The sequence below is a fragment of the Streptomyces barringtoniae genome (assembly GCF_020819595.1).
GTDB classification, from domain to species: Bacteria; Actinomycetota; Actinomycetes; order Streptomycetales; family Streptomycetaceae; genus Streptomyces; species Streptomyces barringtoniae.
In genome coordinates this window covers 234,256-251,442 of record NZ_JAJHNP010000003.1, presented here as the reverse complement: position 1 = coordinate 251,442, position 17,187 = coordinate 234,256, and the positions used below count along the sequence as shown (strand labels likewise).

General features: G+C 71.9%; 22 protein-coding genes. 10 read left to right on the top strand and 12 right to left on the bottom strand.

Features of this window, described 5'->3' with window-relative positions:
* Positions 1 to 43: 43 nt before the first annotated feature.
* The 5 genes from LMU33_RS06020 to LMU33_RS06000 form a co-directional block, all read right to left on the bottom strand.
* On the bottom strand, positions 44 to 601 hold the full coding sequence (locus LMU33_RS06020; RefSeq protein ID WP_228617991.1) for a P-loop NTPase family protein: 558 nt from the start codon (positions 599 to 601) through the stop codon (positions 44 to 46).
* Between the two features lie 9 nt (positions 602 to 610).
* Positions 611 to 1,642: an aldo/keto reductase gene (locus LMU33_RS06015; RefSeq protein WP_228617990.1), complete on the bottom strand. Its 1,032-nt coding sequence runs from the start codon at positions 1,640 to 1,642 to the stop codon at positions 611 to 613.
* A gap of 8 nt (positions 1,643 to 1,650) precedes the next feature.
* Positions 1,651 to 2,115: a MerR family transcriptional regulator gene (locus LMU33_RS06010; RefSeq protein ID WP_228617988.1), complete on the bottom strand. Its 465-nt coding sequence runs from the start codon at positions 2,113 to 2,115 to the stop codon at positions 1,651 to 1,653.
* A gap of 54 nt (positions 2,116 to 2,169) precedes the next feature.
* Complete coding sequence (locus LMU33_RS06005; protein WP_228617986.1) at positions 2,170 to 2,775, bottom strand: YdeI/OmpD-associated family protein; 606 nt, start codon at positions 2,773 to 2,775, stop codon at positions 2,170 to 2,172.
* Positions 2,776 to 2,864: 89 nt separating this feature from the next.
* Positions 2,865 to 3,257: a DUF2267 domain-containing protein gene (locus LMU33_RS06000; protein ID WP_228618367.1), complete on the bottom strand. Its 393-nt coding sequence runs from the start codon at positions 3,255 to 3,257 to the stop codon at positions 2,865 to 2,867.
* A gap of 196 nt (positions 3,258 to 3,453) precedes the next feature.
* On the opposite strand from LMU33_RS06000, the gene LMU33_RS05995 reads away from it, so the two are divergent.
* Positions 3,454 to 4,515 carry a YihY/virulence factor BrkB family protein gene (locus tag LMU33_RS05995; protein WP_228618365.1) on the top strand — a complete coding sequence of 354 codons (1,062 nt, stop codon included), beginning with the start codon at positions 3,454 to 3,456 and terminating at the stop codon, positions 4,513 to 4,515.
* Positions 4,516 to 4,572: 57 nt separating this feature from the next.
* Here the strand turns inward: LMU33_RS05995 and LMU33_RS05990 are convergent, their stop codons facing one another.
* Positions 4,573 to 5,322, bottom strand: coding sequence for an SDR family oxidoreductase (locus LMU33_RS05990; RefSeq protein WP_228617984.1), 750 nt, complete (start codon positions 5,320 to 5,322; stop codon positions 4,573 to 4,575).
* A gap of 134 nt (positions 5,323 to 5,456) precedes the next feature.
* Between LMU33_RS05990 and LMU33_RS05985 the strand changes: the two genes are divergently transcribed.
* Positions 5,457 to 6,767 carry a hypothetical protein gene (locus LMU33_RS05985; protein WP_228617982.1) on the top strand — a complete coding sequence of 437 codons (1,311 nt, stop codon included), beginning with the start codon at positions 5,457 to 5,459 and terminating at the stop codon, positions 6,765 to 6,767.
* Positions 6,768 to 6,777: 10 nt separating this feature from the next.
* The gene (locus tag LMU33_RS05980; RefSeq protein WP_228617981.1) at positions 6,778 to 6,924 is read left to right on the top strand and encodes a hypothetical protein; all 147 of its coding nucleotides are present in this window, start codon (positions 6,778 to 6,780) and stop codon (positions 6,922 to 6,924) included.
* Positions 6,925 to 6,955: 31 nt separating this feature from the next.
* Here LMU33_RS05980 and LMU33_RS05975 read toward each other — a convergent pair whose 3' ends face one another.
* Positions 6,956 to 7,477, bottom strand: a complete 522-nt coding sequence (locus tag LMU33_RS05975; RefSeq protein WP_228618364.1) for a CGNR zinc finger domain-containing protein — start codon at positions 7,475 to 7,477, stop codon at positions 6,956 to 6,958.
* Positions 7,478 to 7,608: 131 nt separating this feature from the next.
* Here LMU33_RS05975 and LMU33_RS05970 point away from each other — a divergent pair, with 131 nt between their 5' ends.
* Positions 7,609 to 8,793, top strand: a complete 1,185-nt coding sequence (locus tag LMU33_RS05970; protein WP_249813421.1) for an MFS transporter — start codon at positions 7,609 to 7,611, stop codon at positions 8,791 to 8,793.
* A 19-nt stretch (positions 8,794 to 8,812) separates the two neighbouring features.
* Here the strand turns inward: LMU33_RS05970 and LMU33_RS05965 are convergent, their stop codons facing one another.
* Positions 8,813 to 9,328: a GNAT family N-acetyltransferase gene (locus LMU33_RS05965; RefSeq protein WP_228617978.1), complete on the bottom strand. Its 516-nt coding sequence runs from the start codon at positions 9,326 to 9,328 to the stop codon at positions 8,813 to 8,815.
* A gap of 103 nt (positions 9,329 to 9,431) precedes the next feature.
* Between LMU33_RS05965 and LMU33_RS05960 the strand changes: the two genes are divergently transcribed.
* Positions 9,432 to 10,388, top strand: coding sequence for a hypothetical protein (locus LMU33_RS05960; protein ID WP_228617976.1), 957 nt, complete (start codon positions 9,432 to 9,434; stop codon positions 10,386 to 10,388).
* A 93-nt stretch (positions 10,389 to 10,481) separates the two neighbouring features.
* On the opposite strand, the gene LMU33_RS05955 is transcribed toward LMU33_RS05960, so the two are convergent.
* Positions 10,482 to 11,168 carry a hypothetical protein gene (locus tag LMU33_RS05955; RefSeq protein ID WP_228617974.1) on the bottom strand — a complete coding sequence of 229 codons (687 nt, stop codon included), beginning with the start codon at positions 11,166 to 11,168 and terminating at the stop codon, positions 10,482 to 10,484.
* 243 nt (positions 11,169 to 11,411) lie between these two features.
* Between LMU33_RS05955 and LMU33_RS41345 the strand changes: the two genes are divergently transcribed.
* Positions 11,412 to 11,546 (top strand): hypothetical protein, encoded by a 135-nt coding sequence (locus tag LMU33_RS41345; RefSeq protein WP_283844083.1) that lies wholly within the window; start codon positions 11,412 to 11,414, stop codon positions 11,544 to 11,546.
* 131 nt (positions 11,547 to 11,677) lie between these two features.
* Here the strand turns inward: LMU33_RS41345 and LMU33_RS05950 are convergent, their stop codons facing one another.
* Positions 11,678 to 12,634, bottom strand: a complete 957-nt coding sequence (locus LMU33_RS05950) for a MerR family transcriptional regulator (protein WP_228617973.1) — start codon at positions 12,632 to 12,634, stop codon at positions 11,678 to 11,680.
* Positions 12,635 to 13,037: 403 nt separating this feature from the next.
* A complete protein-coding gene (locus LMU33_RS05945; protein ID WP_228617971.1) occupies positions 13,038 to 13,436 on the bottom strand; it encodes an ACT domain-containing protein in 399 nt (132 codons plus the stop codon).
* A 272-nt stretch (positions 13,437 to 13,708) separates the two neighbouring features.
* Here LMU33_RS05945 and LMU33_RS05940 point away from each other — a divergent pair, with 272 nt between their 5' ends.
* Genes LMU33_RS05940 through LMU33_RS05925 form a run of 4 tightly spaced genes read left to right on the top strand, consistent with a single transcriptional unit; the run spans position 13,709 to position 16,083 of the window.
* Positions 13,709 to 14,548, top strand: a complete 840-nt coding sequence (locus tag LMU33_RS05940; RefSeq protein ID WP_228617970.1) for an LLM class F420-dependent oxidoreductase — start codon at positions 13,709 to 13,711, stop codon at positions 14,546 to 14,548.
* A 46-nt stretch (positions 14,549 to 14,594) separates the two neighbouring features.
* On the top strand, positions 14,595 to 15,266 hold the full coding sequence (locus LMU33_RS05935; protein WP_228617968.1) for a hypothetical protein: 672 nt from the start codon (positions 14,595 to 14,597) through the stop codon (positions 15,264 to 15,266).
* A 39-nt stretch (positions 15,267 to 15,305) separates the two neighbouring features.
* A complete protein-coding gene (locus LMU33_RS05930; RefSeq protein ID WP_228617967.1) occupies positions 15,306 to 15,842 on the top strand; it encodes a P-loop NTPase family protein in 537 nt (178 codons plus the stop codon).
* 46 nt (positions 15,843 to 15,888) lie between these two features.
* A complete protein-coding gene (locus LMU33_RS05925) occupies positions 15,889 to 16,083 on the top strand; it encodes a hypothetical protein (protein ID WP_228617965.1) in 195 nt (64 codons plus the stop codon).
* Positions 16,084 to 16,196: 113 nt separating this feature from the next.
* Here the strand turns inward: LMU33_RS05925 and LMU33_RS05920 are convergent, their stop codons facing one another.
* A complete protein-coding gene (locus LMU33_RS05920; protein ID WP_228617963.1) occupies positions 16,197 to 17,117 on the bottom strand; it encodes an SDR family oxidoreductase in 921 nt (306 codons plus the stop codon).
* Positions 17,118 to 17,187: the final 70 nt, after the last annotated feature.

Below are 17,187 nucleotides of genomic sequence, written 5' to 3'. Positions count from 1 at the left end.
GGACCCGGTCGACCGCTCCGGGCACCTCTCCTCGCCCCCGGCTTCACGCTCTCCCGCTCCGCCGTTCCGGTGTCCTGTCCGCTCCCAGGGATGCCAGCCAGGCGGCGGTGTCGTCGGGATGGCGGAAACGGAGGGTCTCGAGCGGAGCGAAACGCGGATCGCGGGTGCGGTGCTCGATCTCGCGGCGCCTGGCGGCGTGCTGGGACCAGGCCCACCAGACCGGGTGCTCCCTGCTCAGCCACCCCGCCCAGGTCTCCCTGTTGCCGCCGAAGATGACCTCACGGGTCACCGTGCGCCGCAGGGACCTGCGCAGGACGCGCGGCATGATCACGCGTCTGGGATAGTCCAGCCATATCACGGTGTCGGCGCGGCCCCAGAGCAGGTCACGGACCTCCGGGTAGTCGAGCGAGTCGACGATCCAACGAGGTCCGGCCGCCAGGCGCGACACCTCCCCGGCGAAGCCGGAGTCGACGGCCCACCCGGGCCCGGTGAAGTGGAGCGCGTCCATCTCGTGGTAGGGAAGGTTCAGTACACCGCTCACACTGCGGGCCAGCGTGGACTTTCCTGCACCGCTGATCCCCACCACCAAGATCCGCTCCATGGGCGCATGCTACGCCCGGGACTCCCGGGCGGCGGATGTGAGGGACATGTCCGCATAGCGTTCGCCCTCCACCTGCCCGGCGATCGGCTCCAGCACGGCCAGTTCGTCGGCGCTCAGCGTGATCCGGGTGGCCCGGGCGTTCTCGAGCAGGCGGCTGCGCTTGCGGGTGCCGGGGATCGGCACCACGGTCAGCCCGTGGACCTCGGCCCGCTGGTGCACCCAGGCCAGCGCGATCTGCGCCGTGGTGGCCCCGTGATCGGCCGCGATCCTGTGCAGGGGGGCGAGCAGAGCGGCGTTCGCCTTGGCGTTGTCGCCGGTGAAACGGGGCAGCAGCTGCCGGAAGTCGCTGCCGGACAGTTCCTTGCTCGCGTCGGAGAAGGAGCCGGTCAGAAAGCCCCGGCCGAGCGGCGAGTACGGCACGAAGGCGACCCCCAGCTCGGCGGCAGTGCCCACCACACCGCGCTCCACGTCCCGGCTGAACAGCGACCACTCCGTCTGCACGGCCGCGATGGGGTGCACGGCGTGCGCCTCGCGCAGCTCCGCACCGGTGACCTCGCTCAGCCCGAGGTGCCTGACCTTGCCCTCCCGGACCAGCTCGGCCATGGCTCCGACCGACTCGGACAGCGGGATCCCGGGATCGCGGCGGTGCATGTAATAGAGGTCGATGACCTCGACGTCCAGGCGGCGCAGACTCGCCTCGACGGCCTTCTTGACGTAGGCGGGATCGTTGCGGATGGCACGGTAACCCGGGTCGTCCGCGCGGTACTCGATGCCGAACTTCGTGGCCAGGGTGATCTCGTCGCGGTGCGCTGCCACGAACGGCGCGAGGAACTCCTCGTTGGCGCCGACGCCGTACATGTCGGCGGTGTCGATCAGGGTGACACCCGCCTCGACGGTGGCCTCCAGGGTGTCGCGGGCCGCGGCGTCGTCGGTCTGCCCGTAGGCGGCGCTGATGCCCATGGCGCCGAAGCCCTGGACGCCGACGAGGGGGCCGCCGGTGCCCAGTTCGGCCTTGCGGATCTGTTCGATGGTGTTGCCCATGACGGCGCTCAGGCCCTTTCCGACGCCCGGCGGGCGTCCGCGTAAAAGTCGATCTTGGTATCGAGTACGGTGAGCGTGTCGTGCAACTCGGCGATGCGCGCGAGGACTTCGCGCCGGGTTCGCTCCAGCATCCGCTGCCGTTCCTCGTAGGTCTCCGCTCCCCGGCGGACCAACTCGGCGTAGCGCACCATCTCGGCGACCGGCATCCCGGTCAGCCGCAGCTTGCTCACACACGCGAGCCACTCCAGGTCCCGGTTGTCGAACCGGCGCTGGCCGGCGTGCGACCGCTCCACCTGGGGCAGCAGGCCGATCTGCTCGTACCAGCGCAGCGTGTGCGGGCGAAGCCCTGTGAGCGCCGCGACCTCCCTGATGGTGTAGCGGTCCTGGCCATCGGGCCGAGGCGGCTCCGGCACCGCGGGCGCGCAGGCGTCCACGGACGAGGATGTCACGGGGGTGCTGTCGATCACCGTCATGCAGGACACGCTAGGACGTTCAAGTGCGCTTGAAGCAAGTGCGTTCCACGGCTATCAGGGGTGGAGCTTCTGCTGCGCGGCGAGCATGGCGACGAACTTCTCGATGCGCGCCGCCCGCGTCTGCGGCCTCTTGGCGTCCTGGACGCGGTAGAGGATCGCGTACCGGTTGCGGCTGTCCAGCGTCGCGAAGAAGTCCCGCGCCTGGGGACAGGCGTCCAGGGCCGCCTGGAGGTCATCGGGTACCGTCGCCGTGCGCTGACCCGCGTACGCGGCCTCCCAGCGGCCGTCCGCCGTGGCCTTCTCCACTTCCCGCAGGCCGGCCGGTCGCATCCGGCCCCGCTCGATGAGCTCGGTGGCCTTCTCCCGGTTCACCTTCGACCACTTGCTGCCCGGCCGGCGCGGGGTGAAGCGCTGCAGCCAGTGCCGCTCGTCCAGCTTCTTCTTCTGCCCGTCGATCCAGCCGAAGCAGAGCGCCGACTCCAGCGCTCGCCCGTAGTCGACGCCCTCCTGCCCGGAGCCTGTCTTCGGGATCTTCAGCCAGATGCCCCGCACACCGGCGTGATGCTCCTCCAGCCACTCCTCCCAGGCCTCCTGGGTGGCGAAGGCCAGGACCGGATCGGCCCCGTTCCCTGCTGCACCCGTCTGCGCTGCACCCGGCATGCGCCACATCAAAACCCACCCCGGTGGCGCGGTCAACCACAGCGGGGACATGCCCGATCATGCCCCGACGACGGCGCAGGCTGCGGCTCTCAGTCCGCCAGTTCCGTCTTGCCGAACAGGGTGGCATAGCCCGACGGGAGCTGGCTGAGGACATGGTTCAGCTCTCCGCCGCTGACGCTGTCGGCGACCGTGGTCAGGACCGCGCCGGTGTCCCACCGGGCCGTGCCCGGCCTGCCGCCGATCCGCTCGGCGACCCGGCGGTGGAACTCCTCGATCCCGAAGCCCTCCGGCTGCCCCTGCTTGGCGTCGGCGAGCCGGGGACCCAGGGGGCCGGGCAGCTGGGAGGCGAGGTCGTCGACCTCCCCAGGGCTGATCCGCTGCGCCAGCACACTCAGCACGGCTTCCGTGACCTCCGCCGCTTCGTGCTGGCTGTCGTACTCGCCGCGCTCGCGTACCCGGGCGAGGAACTCGTCGTACCTCATCGTCACCTCCACTTCGGTGCCGTCCACCGCCGTGCCGTGTCCACGGCACCCGAGTCGTCTCGAAGGTGTGCGGCCCCTGAGCCGGACCTCTCGGTCCCGGTACCCAGCACGCCGGGGGATGCACGGCCGAATCCGGCGGGCCCGCCTGCGTGAGACCGCGGGCTCGGGATACCCGGCGCGTATGCCCAAGCCAGGTATGCCGAAACTGCGTCTCCCCGGCCGCGACCACCGCCACCGCGACGCCGCCCCGCGGCCGCGTGTGCCGGCGCCGGAGGAGGCCGGGCCCGACCAGAGGGTCGAGCGGGCCGCGCCCGACACCCCGGCGCAGCTGCCCAAGTGGGCCTGGGGCGCGGTGCTGAAGGGCTCGCTGCGCGAGTTCCGGGACGACGAGCTGACCGATCGGGCCGCCGCCCTGACCTATTACGGGGTCCTCGCCCTGTTCCCGGCGCTGCTGGTACTGGTCTCGCTGCTGGGCATAGCCGGCAGGTCGGTCACCGACAAGGTGCTGACCGACCTCAGGCACCTCGCGCCCGGCTCCGCCCGGGACATCCTCACCAGGGCCGTGGAGCAGCTGCAGAACCACGGCGGCACCGGCTCGGTGATGGCCGTCGTCGGCATCGTACTGGCGGTGTGGTCGGCCTCCGGGTACGTGGCCGCCTTCATCCGTGCCGCCAACGCCGTCTACGACATGCCGGAGGGGCGCCCGGTGTGGAAGATCCTCCCGGTGCGGATCGCCGTCACCGTCGTACTGATGCTGCTCGCCGTGGCCGGCGCCCTGATCGTCGTCTTCACCGGCAGCCTGGCCCGGCACGCGGGTCGGGCGCTGGGCGTCGGCGACACGGCCCTGACGGTGTGGTCGATCGCGAAGTGGCCGGTGCTGGTCCTGCTGGTCACGGTGATGATCGCGATCCTTTACTGGGCGACGCCGAACGCCAGGGTCAAGGGCTTCAGGTGGATCACCCCGGGCAGCGTCCTCGCCCTGACGATCTGGATGATCGCCTCCGCCGGGTTCGCCTTCTACGTCGCGAACTTCGCCTCCTACAACAAGACCTACGGCACCATGGCGGGCGTGATCGTCTTCCTGGTCTGGCTCTGGATCAGCAATCTGGCGATCCTCCTCGGCCTGGAGTTCGACGCGGAGACCGTGCGCCAGCGGGCCATCGTCGGCGGACTTCCGCCCGGGGCCGAGCCCTACACCCAGCCGCGCGACACCAGGAAGTGGGACGAGGACGACGTACGCCGACTGCACGGGACATGACCCGGGCCGTGCGGAGCGGGGCGAACCGGGCCCGGGAACGCGGTACGCCCCGCTCGCTCACGCCGCGTACCCGCCGTCCACGGAGAGCTCCGCTCCCGTCACGTACGCCGCCTCCGGCCCCGCCAGGAAGGCCACCGCGGAGGCCACCTCCTCGGCCGTGCCGAAGCGGCCGAGGGCGGTCATAGCCGCCTGGGCGGACGCGAAGGGACCGTCCGCGGGGTTCATGTCGGTGTCGGTCGGGCCCGGATGCACGACGTTCGCCGTGATACCGCGCCCGCCCAGCTCACGGGCCAGCGCCTTCGTCAGCCCGACCACCGCCGACTTGCTCATCGCGTACAGGGTGGCGCCGGGACCCGGGGTGTGGTGGGTGATGCAGCTGCCGACGGTGATGATCCGGCCGCCCGGCGCCATGAGTGCGGCGGCGGCCTGGGCGGCCAGGAACATCCCGCGGACGTTCACGGCGATCAGGCGGTCCACGTCGGCGAGCGAGAGACTCTCCAGCGGCTGCATCAGCCCGAGGGCCGCGTTGTTCACGAGGATGTCCAGGCCGCCGAGCGCCTCGGCCGCTTGTCCCACCGCGCCGGCCGCCTCCTCCGCGTCCGCGGCGTCGGCGCGCAGGGCCACCGCCCGCCGGCCCTGCGCCTCGACGGCCCGCACCACGTCCTCCGCCGTCTCCTTCCCGTGCACATAGGTCACTGCCACATCCGCGCCCTGCCGCGCCAGGCGCAGCGCCGTCGCCGCACCGATGCCCCGGCTGCCCCCGGTGACCAGGGCCTTCCTACCGTCAAGGGTTGCCTGTGAAGTCATGCGTCCATCTCACCGGCGAGGCGCGCCGAAGGCTGGCGGCGAACGGACCTCGAGCTGAGGTCCCGGAGGACGGCGTTGTCAGTGGCGGGCCGTAGTGTGCAGAACATGGCCCGTTTCCGGATGCGATGGGGGTAATGGTGGTGCGCAGGCCGGTCGAAGGTGAAGTCCATGTCCACTACGGCCAGCTCTACGTCGAGAGCGATCCGGACAGCTACGGCCCGGACCTCGCGGAGGCGTTCGCCGGCCAGTGCTCAGGGCTGTGCGGCGCGGCGATCCCCGGGACCCTGTGGCTGACGACGGGACTTCACACGGGTGACGTCGGCTTCACCGCCGAAGTGCACGACGAAGCACCGCCGTTGGACCCGTACTGGGAGGATGTCGTGGAGGTGTCCTTCCGGCCGCTCTCGGACAGCACCGCGCTCGTGCTGTGGGGAGGCGAAGGCTCCTGGGAGCTGGACCTGGAGGAGACCGACTACCGGGTCCGCTACTGCGCCAAGGGCATGGACGCGGCGAACGGCGAGGACACCCGTCTCGACGGCGAGCCACAACTGGACTCCTATCTCCTGCAGTTCTGGCCGGCGCCGCCGGCGCCGGACCGTGTTCTGAAGCAGACCTCGGGGATGGCGGCGTACTGGCACGACTACGCCCGCCGGCTGCCACCGCCTCCCACACCGGCCGAACGTGCCGAGGCCCTGCGCCAGGCCCGCCTCGCGCAGGAGCAGGAGGAGAGAGAACGCGAACTGGCCTACGAACGCTGGGAGTGGGGCGGCCGGGCGCCGAGCCGGGCGCTGCGCGAGGTCGACGGAAACGTGCGCGGCCTGCTCGACTTCGACGCGGCGCTCGTGCACGCCGTGGACGAGGCGGGCCCTGTCGCACAGCGTGCCGTGGCCCTGCTGGCCGCGCGCCGCGCGTGCGAGGCGGCGGGTCTCGCACAGCTGGACTGGATCGCCGCCGGACTCGCGGCCGTCGCCGAGGGCCGGCCGCTGCCACCGCCGCTCGACGACGAGGACCAGGTGTGGCGGGCCCTGGACGCCGACCCGCGGGTCCCGGACCGGACCGTCGGCCGGGCCGTGCCGCCCCAGCGCCCGCCCTTCGAAGCTCCGGCGCCGGCCTGGGACGAGGTGTCCCTGCCGATTCCCGTGGCCGAGCCGACAGCGTGCGGTCCCGCGGCCGACTGGGCAACGGCGCCGACGTCGCCCGAACCGCCGCTGCCCGAGCCCACGGGAGCGACGCGGTACACCGTGTGGGCCACGATCGGCGGGCCGGGAGCGTCCCTGCCCGTCTCGCAGCCGCACATGGCCGTTCCCGCATTGCTCGCCGCCGCCGAGCCCGACCCGCTGCGGGCCGCTCTCGACGCGGTGTACGCGGGCGTCGCCGCGTACGGCGAGGACTACCCGGCCCTGCTGCGGGAGGTCTGGTCGGTGTGCGGGGGCAGGCGCACGTAGCAGCCGGGCCGTGGTGTTGGTGGAAAGGGCTGCGGGCGACGGTGCGGGCCTGGAACGCGGCGGCGGTCCGGGGCCGGAGAAGCCCGGCTTCGAGCGGGACCGGGTCGGCACCGACGACGGCATCGAGTCGGTGCGGTTCGTCCGCGTGCTGCCGTGACGACCAGGAGCCACGTGCACGGGCAGATCGGTCACCCGGGCGACGCAGTGGAGCGGGCGCGCCGGTGGGCCGCGACGCGTTCGCGGGTCGCGCAGCGCCGGGAGCAGTAGCGGCGTTCGGGGCCGGGACCCTGGGTGATGAAGACGTTCCGGCATGCGGCCGAGGCACAGATCCTGCCGGGCGGGAGTTGGCGGTCCCAGACCAGAACGGTCAGGGCCAGGCAGGACGAGGCGAGGAGCCACTCACCCCAGGGAGCGTCGTCGTCTCGGTCGAGGTGGGGATGCCAGGGTGTGGCGCCACCGTGTGAGGTGAGGCGGAGCGGCCCGGTGTGCTCGCCCAGCAGACGGTTGAGGACGACGGCGGCCTCGCCGGCGTGCTCGGCGGCGAAGACCTCCCGCAGGCGGCCCGCGGCCTCGCGCATCTCCGAGACATCCCGGGGGGTGAGGTCCACCGGACCCGTCTCGCCATGGGCGAGGAGCACCTCCGCCACCCGGCCCGGGTCGGGGCGGTCCCCGGTGAGGGCGTTGACGAGAGCGGCGGTGCGGCGGGCCATGGTCAGGACGGAGTGCCGGGTGGACCAGTCACCGCCTGCATCGATGCTGGAGGACACCAGCGCACTGTAACGTATATTGCGGAGTTTTGAGTTACCTCCGTAACGTCACTTCGGTGGTGAGGCGTTACGTGATGGCCCGCTATTTCGGGGGCGCGGTCGTGGCCCGCGTCGGGGACGAGATGTCGGGACCGGCGCTGATGCTGTCCGGATACGCGGTCGCCGGCTCGGCCTCCGAAGCCTCGGCGCTGCTCGCGGGCATCACGGCCGCGGCGGCGGCGGGCGGCCCCGTGCTCGGGGCGGTGCTCGACAGACAACAGCGGCCGGGACGGCTGCTGGCCGCTGCGCTCGTCCTGTACGCGACCGGCCTTGCGGTGATCCTCGTGGGACTCGGCCAGCTTCCGCTCGGCGTCACCGTGCTGATCGCCGTCCTGACCGGGCTGCTGGGGCCGGCGCTGTCGGGCGGCTGGACGGGCCAGCTGCCGAGGGCGGCCGACGGGGACTGGCTGTCACGGGCCGACGCGCTCGACGCCATGACCTTCGGCATGGCGAGCCTGTCCGGTCCGGTCCTCGCCGGTGCCCTCGCCGAGGTGCTGGGAGCGTCGGCGGCCGTCGTGGTGTCGGCGGCACTCATCGGCTCCGCGGCACCCGCGGCGTGGATGCTGCCGACGCGCTCCGCGCGGGTGCCGGAACCGCGGTCCCCCGCGCTCATCGATGACCTCGTCGCCGGTACGCGGGTCATCGTGGGGAGACCCCGGCTGGCCCGGGCGACCCTCGCCTCGGTCGTGTGCTGTGCCGCGCAGGGCATGCTGACGGCCTGCGTCCCGATGCTGGGGCAGCGTGTCCTCGGCGGAGCGGGGCGCGGCGCGCTGCTGCTGTCCTGTGCGGCCGTCTCGGCCCTGATGGCCAACGCCGTACTGGCACGGTTCCCGCGGCGCGTCGCCCCCGACTCGATCATCTGGGCCGGCGCCCTGGTCCAGGCCGGCGCGTTCGCCCTGGCGGCGACAGGCCGCCCGGCGGTGCTCGTCCTGGCCCTGCTGCTGGCCGGCATCGGTGAAGGCCCGCAGCTCACCGCCTTGTTCGCGATACGTCACCGGGAGGCTCCGGACCGTCTGCGCGGCCAGATCTTCACCACTGGCGCCAGCCTGAAGATCACCGCCTTCGCATCGGGTGCGGCGGTCGCCGGCCCGCTGGCGACCTGGTCGGTTCCCGGCGCACTGGCCACGGCAGCGGGCGTGGCGGCCTGCGCGGCGCCGGCCTTCTTCGCCGTACCGCGGCACACCGGCGAAGCCGCCGAGGGATACCTGCGGCCGGACTGATGCTGTGCCCGTTCCGCGACTAGGCGGTCGTTGCACCCGGCGGAGCGGTGAGATCCGCAAGACTGCGGAGATACGACAGACCGGGGCGGCCGGAGAGCCGGGTCTCGCCGACGACGGCGAACCCCGAACGGGCCAGGACGGCTCGCGATGCCGCATTGTCCAGGGTGGTCGCGGCACGCAGCGCCGTCAGTCCGTAGCGGTGGGCGGCCAGGCCGCAGATCTCCCGCACGGCCCAGGTGGCGAGCCCCCGGCCCGCGGCACGCTCCGCGATGCGATACCCGAGTTCGGCGGCGCCGTCCGAGACATCCACCAGATTCATCCGGCCCAGCACCTCGTCTCCGGCGCCCACCAGCACGTGGAAGTAGCAGAGGCCGGCCTCCTGCTCGTCGAGCAGGGCACGGAGCCGCTCGTCGAACCGGGCGAAGTAGTCATCGCCCCGGTCGGGGACGGACGCGGCGAAGTAGCCCCGGTTCTCCTGCTCGAACGCGAACAGCGCGAGGGCGTGAGCCGGACGGAGCAGCTGTATCTCGGGCATGGACCGCAATATAGGAAAGTTGTATGAGCAAGTTGTACGTGTAAACCATAACGATCTCGGTCCCAGCCCTTGCGCGCCCACCGATCCGCCCTAGCCTCCGGGCATGGCATTTCTCTCCAGTCGCCGCAGAAGGGTCCGTCTTGCTCCCGAGCTCGACGACCAGGACCTGGGCAAGCTGCTGAAGTCACTCGTGGCGACCACCAGGACCGGCACCATCGCGACCAGCGAGCTGTGTGTGGCGCAGATGTCCCGCCTCCTGGAGCAGGAGCCCGGCGACTGGGACCGCCGGGGGCATCGCATCGACGTCCTGGCGGGATACCTCGCCGGCTCGCATCTGCCCCGGTCCTGGGCCACGCGCGAGCCCCGCAGCGTTGACGCACTCGTCCTGCACGCCTGGACCCAGGTCGCGCAGGGCCGCGCACAGGGGCGCCTGGAAGACCCCGCCGGCACCGTCCAGACCTGTCTGCGCGCCGCCGAACTCGCCCCCGAGGACCCCACGCCCTGGGTGGCCCTCCTCGCGGTGGCACGCCTGGAACGCCGGGAGCAGTCGCAGGTCTTCGGGGTGTGGAACGAGGTGCTCGCACGCGATCGCTGGAACCGCGAGGCCTACCTGAACATGCTGGCCTACCTCAGCCCGAACGAGGCGGGGTCGCGCATCCAGGTCCTGGAGTTCGTGGACACCCTGCGCGCCCGCATGCCCGCCAACGCGGCGTGTGTGGGGACCGAACTCACCGCTCAGGTCCACCAGTACCACGCCATCCTCGACCGCGGCGGGCTCGAGGCGCTGGTGGCACGGAACCACTGGTCCCATGCCATGGCCACGCAGGCCCTCGACCGCGCGGCACACACCTGGACCCAGCCGGGGTTCCTCCGCCACGCCAAGGCGCTGGCCGACCTCAACCTCCTCGCCTACTCGCTGGTCGCCGCCGACCGGCGCGCCGAGGCGCGTGCCGTCTTCGAGCAGATCGGCGGCGTCGTCACCGCGTGGCCCTGGCAGGCCGGGGGCAACCCGGTGGCCGAGTTCGACCAGACGCGACAGAGGTCCATGGCAGGTTTGTGAGCCGCGGAACCGACCGCACGTCAGCTGTGCCGGGTCGCCCCGTCCGAACGCGCCGACCCTTGTCGGTGCAGGACGGGGCGATGTCGCCACGGCTCATTCGGCAGCGTCGGGCCGGGACTCCTCCGCGTTCGCCGCCGCCGACTCGGCTGCGGTGGCGAGGGTGTAGAAGACGGACGAGCCCTGCTTGGTGCGCTGGGCGGCGTTGCGGGCCACGAGGTTCTCCAGGGTGGTGCGGATGACCTTGGTCTGGATCTCCCGGTCCGGATGTGCCTTGCCCAGCGCCTCGGAGACCTCCGCCGCGGAGCGGGGCTCCTGCTGCTCGGCGAGATGGCGGCGGACCAGTTCGATGAGGGTGGGCTGGGCGGCCTGGCCGGTCGCCTTCTTCGCCGGGGAGACCTTCGCCGCCGAGGGCTTCGTCGCTTCGGGCTTCGTCACCGCGGGCTTCTTGGCGGGCTGCTGCTTCCCGCGCCCGGACTGCTCCGGGGCCGCCTTCTTCGGCGTCCGGCGCGTCTCGGAGGGGGTGGTGGTCTTCTTGCGCGGGGCGGGCACCACGGCGCCCTCGGTCGGGGTGGGGGTGGCCACCGACGTCGCGACACCGAGCGCCTGCCGCATGTTCACCAGGATCGTCTGGTCGTGCTGCAGAGCGGCCAACTGCTCCTGAAGCGCCGCGATTTCGGCGGTGATGCGTTCCTGCTCCTTGACGTTGTGCTCGAGGTCGTTGGTCACCTGGCTGACGTACTGCGAGGTCAACTCGGTGACGGGGGCGGTGGGCTCAGGCATCTGTGGCTCCTATCGTGACTCTGGTGCGCTCCCATCGCCTCCGGTCGCGGCAGGCGGGGAACGGGAGTTGTCCTGCGGGTCCCCCGACACATGGATGATACGGATGGACCGGCGGGTTTCCACCGAGTGAACCCTGTGCGTTGCCCGGTCGTGTGCCGTTCTCCCCCCATGTCACTCTTCCGATGTCTCCTGCCGGGCAGACCGGGGAGGCGGAAGCAGCCATTTCCCCGGCAGAATGCCGTGATGGGACCCTTCACCGCGTACGACGGCGCCGAACTCGCCCACAGCGTCCCGGGGGACGGCGCACCCGTGGTGTCCCTGCCCGGCGGTCCGCAGCAGTCGACGTACCCGGGAGACCTGGGCGCCGTCGTGCCATGACGTGTCGAAGGAGTCGGTGCCGCAACTCCAGGCCGCCGCCAGCGCGTTGGCGGCGCGGAGTGGCGCGCGGCCGGCCCCGTCGTTCCACCCGTTCTACGGCCCGGCACGAGGGCCGGTGCCGGTGCCGGTACCTACAGAGGGTTCCCGCGCAGCCAGGTCAGCACCTGCTGGGCGTGCTCGTTCGGCGGGAAGACCGGGTAGAAGACATGCTCGATCACACCGGCGCGGAGGACGAGCGTCAGGCGCCTGAACAACCGCATCCCCTCGACCTCGAACGTGGGCAGACCGAGCGTGTCGGCAAGGCCGAGGGCGGGGTCCGAGAGCATGTCGAAGGGCAGTCCCAGCCGCTCCACCACCTCGCGCTGGTAGTCGGTGTCCTGACTGGACAGCCCGTAGACACGGCCCGCGCCGGCTTCGAGCAGGTCGTGGAAGTGGTCGCGGAAGCCGCATGACTCGGGCGTGCAGCCACGGGCTCCGGGAATCGAGTTCCAGCCTTCCGGCAGGTCGGTGCCGGGGCGGCCGGTGAGGGGGTAGACGTAGACGACCGTGCGCCGGGGCCCGAGCCCGTCCAGGCGGACCATTCGGCCCGCGGTGTCGAGCAGTTCCAGGCCCGGCACCTCCATGCCCGGGAGGTGGTTCGCCGCGCCGTCGTCCTCGGGGACGGGCAGGTCCGCCGGCAGCGTCAGGTGGTCCATGCGTCCGGTGCCTCTCTCCTCGGGCGGTACGGCGCGACTGCCCCGGTGGGCGGCGGCGTTCAGGTTGGCGATCAGCGTCGCGCGGCGGGCGGTCAGGGACTCGATGCGCTCGGTGAGCTCGTCGATGGCCTCGCGGTAGCCGGCGAGGGAGGCGGGACAGTCGTCCGCGTGCGCCCGTCCGGCCGCCAGGCACTCGAGGAACGGCCGCGTGCGCTCTACGGGGATACCGAGCCGGTGGAGCGTCCTGATCTCCCGTACGAGGCGTACGTCGTCCTCGCCGTAGTCCCGGTAGCCGTTGGGCAGGCGCTCGGGTGCGATCAGCCCCAGCGACTCGTAGTACCGCACCGCCTTCGCCGTCACCCCGGCCCGCCCCGCCAGCTCACTGATCCTCATGCCGCTCACCTCACCCAAACGCTAAACCCTGACCTCGGGGTCAAGGTCAAGGCGGCCGGTGATCGGGTGCCCGCCTCAGCGGACGACGTCGAGGCCGCAGAGGCGGCTTCGGAACAGCGGGAGACCGACCGCGGCGACCGGGCGCAGGAGGGAACGACCACGGAGCAGCACGACGAGCCGTACCTCCCAGCGGCCTTCGCCGTCCCGCGGCCGCCTCCCACCATGCCCGCCTCGACCTCGTACACCGCGGCCGGTCCCAGATGTTCGCCCTTCGCCGCACGATGGCGCCGCACCCGGCCACGGGCAGGGGTACGACGCGCCGGCCGGGCGTCGAGGACGGTGCCGCGCACGCACCGGCATGGCTGCCCTGCCTCGGGCCGCGTCGACGCCGTCCTCGAGGGAGTCAGGAAGAGCCGCGGGCCAGCTGCCGCAGGACGTCCATGGCCTCCTCGGCCTGCTCGTAGGGCACGAAGAGGTGGTCGTGGTGGAAGCCGGCGACGACGTTGCAGCTCAGCTCGGCGTCGGCGAGGGCGCGGGAGACAGCGGCGGTCAGCCCGACCGCGGCCAGCGCGGAGTGCACCCGCAGGGTGATCCATCCGGCCACGTAGTCGTACGCCATCCCCGCCGCGTCCGCGTCCGCCTGGGGCACGACGAGGGTCAGGCCCTCCTGTTCGGCCACCGTCACCACCGGGGTGACACCGGACGGCACGCCGCCCTCCGCCATGGTGAAGACATAGCGTCCCGGATTCAGTTCCGGACGCATGCCGCTGAGCAGTGTCTGCAGATCAGTCTCGCCGGTCACGGACCCACCCTACGGGGAGACCGGCCGCTCGCCAGGGAGGCGAGCGGTGACGGTCACGGCGTCGCCACCGGCGGCATGGCGCTCGGCTTCCCGGTCGCGGCCAGGTGTGTCTGTCCGTCCGCGTCCGGGCGGACCGGAGAGCGGTGGCCTCCTTCCGGTCCGCCCCGACGGTGGCGTCCGGCGACATGACGGCGCCCAGGACGGCCCAGTCGCAGGCGGCCACGCCTGCTCAGCACACCTCGACAGCCTTACCCCTGAGCTAGGTTGACGCGATGCGCTTCGCTTTCAAGACATCGCCGCAGGGCACCTCGTGGGAGGCCATGCTCGACGTATGGCGTGCGGCCGACGAGATCGAGATCTTCGAGTCCGGATGGACCTCCGACCACTTCCAGGCCATGCACGGCACGAACCCCGCGACACCGCGTCTGGAGGGCTGGATCAGCCTGGCGGCACTGGCCCAGGCCACGCGGAGGCTGCGGCTGGGCACCCTGGTGACCGGTATCCACTACCGTCACCCGGCGATCCTCGCCAACATGGCCGCCACCCTCGATGTCATCTCCCACGGACGACTGGAACTCGGCATCGGGACGGGGTGGAACGAGGAGGAGTCGCGCGCGTACGGCATCGAGATGGGCACGCCGCGACAGCGGAGCGACCGCTTCGAGGAGGCCTGCGAGGTGCTCACCGGTCTTCTCGGGCCCAAGCGGACCACCACCTTCAGGGGCGCCTACTACGAGCTGTCGGACGCGCGCTGCAACCCCAAGCCCGTTCAGCGCCCTCATCCGCCGTTGTGCATCGGCGGCAGCGGGGAGAAACGCACGCTGCGCACGGCGGCCAGGTTTGCCCAGCACTGGAACTTCGACACCGGGACTCCGGCACAGTTCCGCAGGGCACGCGAGGTGCTGTTCGAACACTGTGGCCGTATCGGGCGCGATCCCGCGGAGATCCGCCTCTCGGCCCAGGTCCGCTTCACCGGCGATCCGGCCGAAGCCGCCGCCGACGCTGCCGCCTTCGCGGCCGAGGGCGCCGAACTCGCGATCGTCTACCTCCCGCTGCCCTACTCACCACACGTACTGGAGCCTTTGGCACAGGAGTTCGCCCGGCTCTTCTGACGGGGGACGGGGGAGCCCGGCCGCCGCCGCTCCTAGAGTGATCCACATGCCGATACCCGTCCACGTCCTCGCGCACCGCCCCTTGACCGTCGAGGCCGTCGCCGAGTTCGTCGCGCTGCCCTTCGTGCCGTACGTCCCCGAAGACGTGGATGCCGTTGACGAGGAGACAGTGCGTCGCGGCTGGAGCTGGGAGCACGAACTGGTCTGCGACTCCTTCCGCACCGCCGACCAGTATGTGTTGTGCAGTGACGGCCTCAGCCCGTTCGGAAGCCTCGACGCACGGTACTTCCTCGTCTTCGGCGAGATGTACCCCGTCGACCCGGACGATGAGGCCAAGGCCAACGGCCCGTGGATGTCCGGCCATCTGGACGGCTGGCGGCAACTGCCCGGCTGGACCACCCAGGAACCGTGCACGGACCAGGACTGCGAGGCCGTCCTCGCCCAGGCGGCACAGGCCGTGACCCAGTGCCTGGGCGCGGCCGCCGCGCGGACGGTCGTGTCGTCCGCCACCGTCGTCACCGGGCCCGCGCTGACACATCGCATCTGGCGCACTCCCACCCACGCCCTCGTGCTCGGGCCGTCGGCCGACAACGGCCCGTACGGCTACCTCACCCATCTGCAACTGTCCTGCACGCCACTCGCCTGCGGTCCGGAACTGCCCCCGGCGGGCGACGAAGACGGCTTGGCCGCATGGATCACCGCACACGTCGACTGGTGACACCCGGCCTCGGACGGCGCTGCCGGTACCCTGCGCCAGATGGGAGTCGGTACCGAACAGACCCGGCTCGTGGTGCTGCGCGGCAACAGCGCCTCGGGCAAGTCCTCCGTCGCGGCGGGTGTCCGCGACCGGTTCGGCCGCGGGCTGGCCCTCGTGGAACAGGACAACCTGCGCCGGATCGTGCTGCGTGAGCGGGACCGGCCGGGAGCGGCGAACATCGGCCTGATCGACATGGTGGCCCGCTATGCCCTGGACGCCGGATATCACGTGATCGTCGAGGGCATCCTGTACGCCGACCGCTACGGGGACATGCTCGCCCGGCTGCGCGCCGACCACCGGGGGCCCACCTACGGCTACTACCTCGACGTGCCGTTCGACGAGACCCTCGCCCGCCACGCGACCAAGCCGATCGCCGACCACGTGAGCGAGGCCGACCTGTGGGAGTGGTACCGGCAGCGCGACCTGCTGCCAGGGGGAGCGGAGACGGTCATCGGCGCCGACAGCTCCCTGCCGGAGACGGTCGAGCGCATCATGCGCGACACGGGCCTGGCCGGCCTTCAGCCCCGGGACTTCTGACTCCGCCTCCCACCCGTCCCTCTGCCCGCCCCTCGGTCCGGGACCGATGTCTCACCGTCAGATATCCGAACGCCGCGAGGCCCGGCGGCTGCTCCGCACCGAGTGTCGTGCCGACGCCGACGCGTTCCTGTCGGCGGGGGACGCCCGGGCGGCCGTCGGAGGCGCCGGCCCGGTGGCGATCGGCGTGTACGCCCGGGCTGCCGAGCCCGGCGATGTGCCGATCGCCCGTCCCCGGACGTAGGAGGCCCGGCGTTGCGCCCCTTCGGCCCGGACCGGAGTCCCCCCGGGGGGCCGAGTACCGGAGTCCCCCCGGGGGCTGCCGAGTACCGGAGTCCCCCGGTCGGCGGAGTTCCGTCAGGCGCCGACGGCAGGGGAGCGGGAGTATCCCTTCGCCAGGTCTTCGAGGAGGCCCGGCTGGGTCGGCTTCCAGCCCAGCAGTTCACGTGTGAGCGTGCTCGACGCCGGCAGGTCGAGGCCGATGAAGCCGGCCAGCCAGCCGAAGTGCCCGGCCGCCGCCTCGGGTGCCACGGAGACCACCGGCACGTCGAGGTGCCGGCCGATCACCTCGGCGACGTCACGGATCGCGACGCCCTCCTCCGCGACCCCGTGCAGCACCGATCCGGCCGGGGCCTGCTCGACCGCGAGGCGGAACAGATGCGCGGCGTCGAGGCGGTGGACGGCCGGCCAGCGGTTGGCGCCGTCGCCGATGTAGCCGGAGACGCCCTTCTCGTGGGCGATGGCGACCAGTGTCGCCATGAATCCGTTGTCCCCCTCGCCGTGACAGGTCGGCGAGAGCCGTACGACGGAGGAGCGGATGCCGCGCGAGGCGAACGCCAGCACCTCCTGTGCGGTGGCGGCGCGGATCGAGATCGGCGACCCGTCGAACGCGGCCATGTCCTGTTCGGTCGCCACCCGCCCGGATGTGAGACCGGCCAGGCCGGAGGCGAGGACGAAGGGCCGGTCGCTGCCGGCGAGCGCCTCGCCGAAGACGTCGACGGCGCGACGGTCGGCCTCGGCGGCGCCCTGGAAGTCGCCGCTGAAGGCGATGTCGTGCTTGAAGGCGAGGTGGATCACCCCGTCCGACGCGGCGGCCGCGTCCCGCAGCAGGTCGAGATCGTCGACGGTGCCGCGGACGACCTCCGCGCCCGCCGCGACGAGCGCGGCGGCGGAGGCGTCGGAGCGGGCGAGCCCGACGACCTGGTGACCGGCTTCGAGGAGCTCGGGTACGACGGCGGATCCGATCCAGCCGGAAGCGCCGGTGACGAAGATGCGCATGAGGAGACCCCAGACCTTTCGATGTCAGTGACTGTCATAGACGCTACACCTGATGTCAGTCTCTGTCATC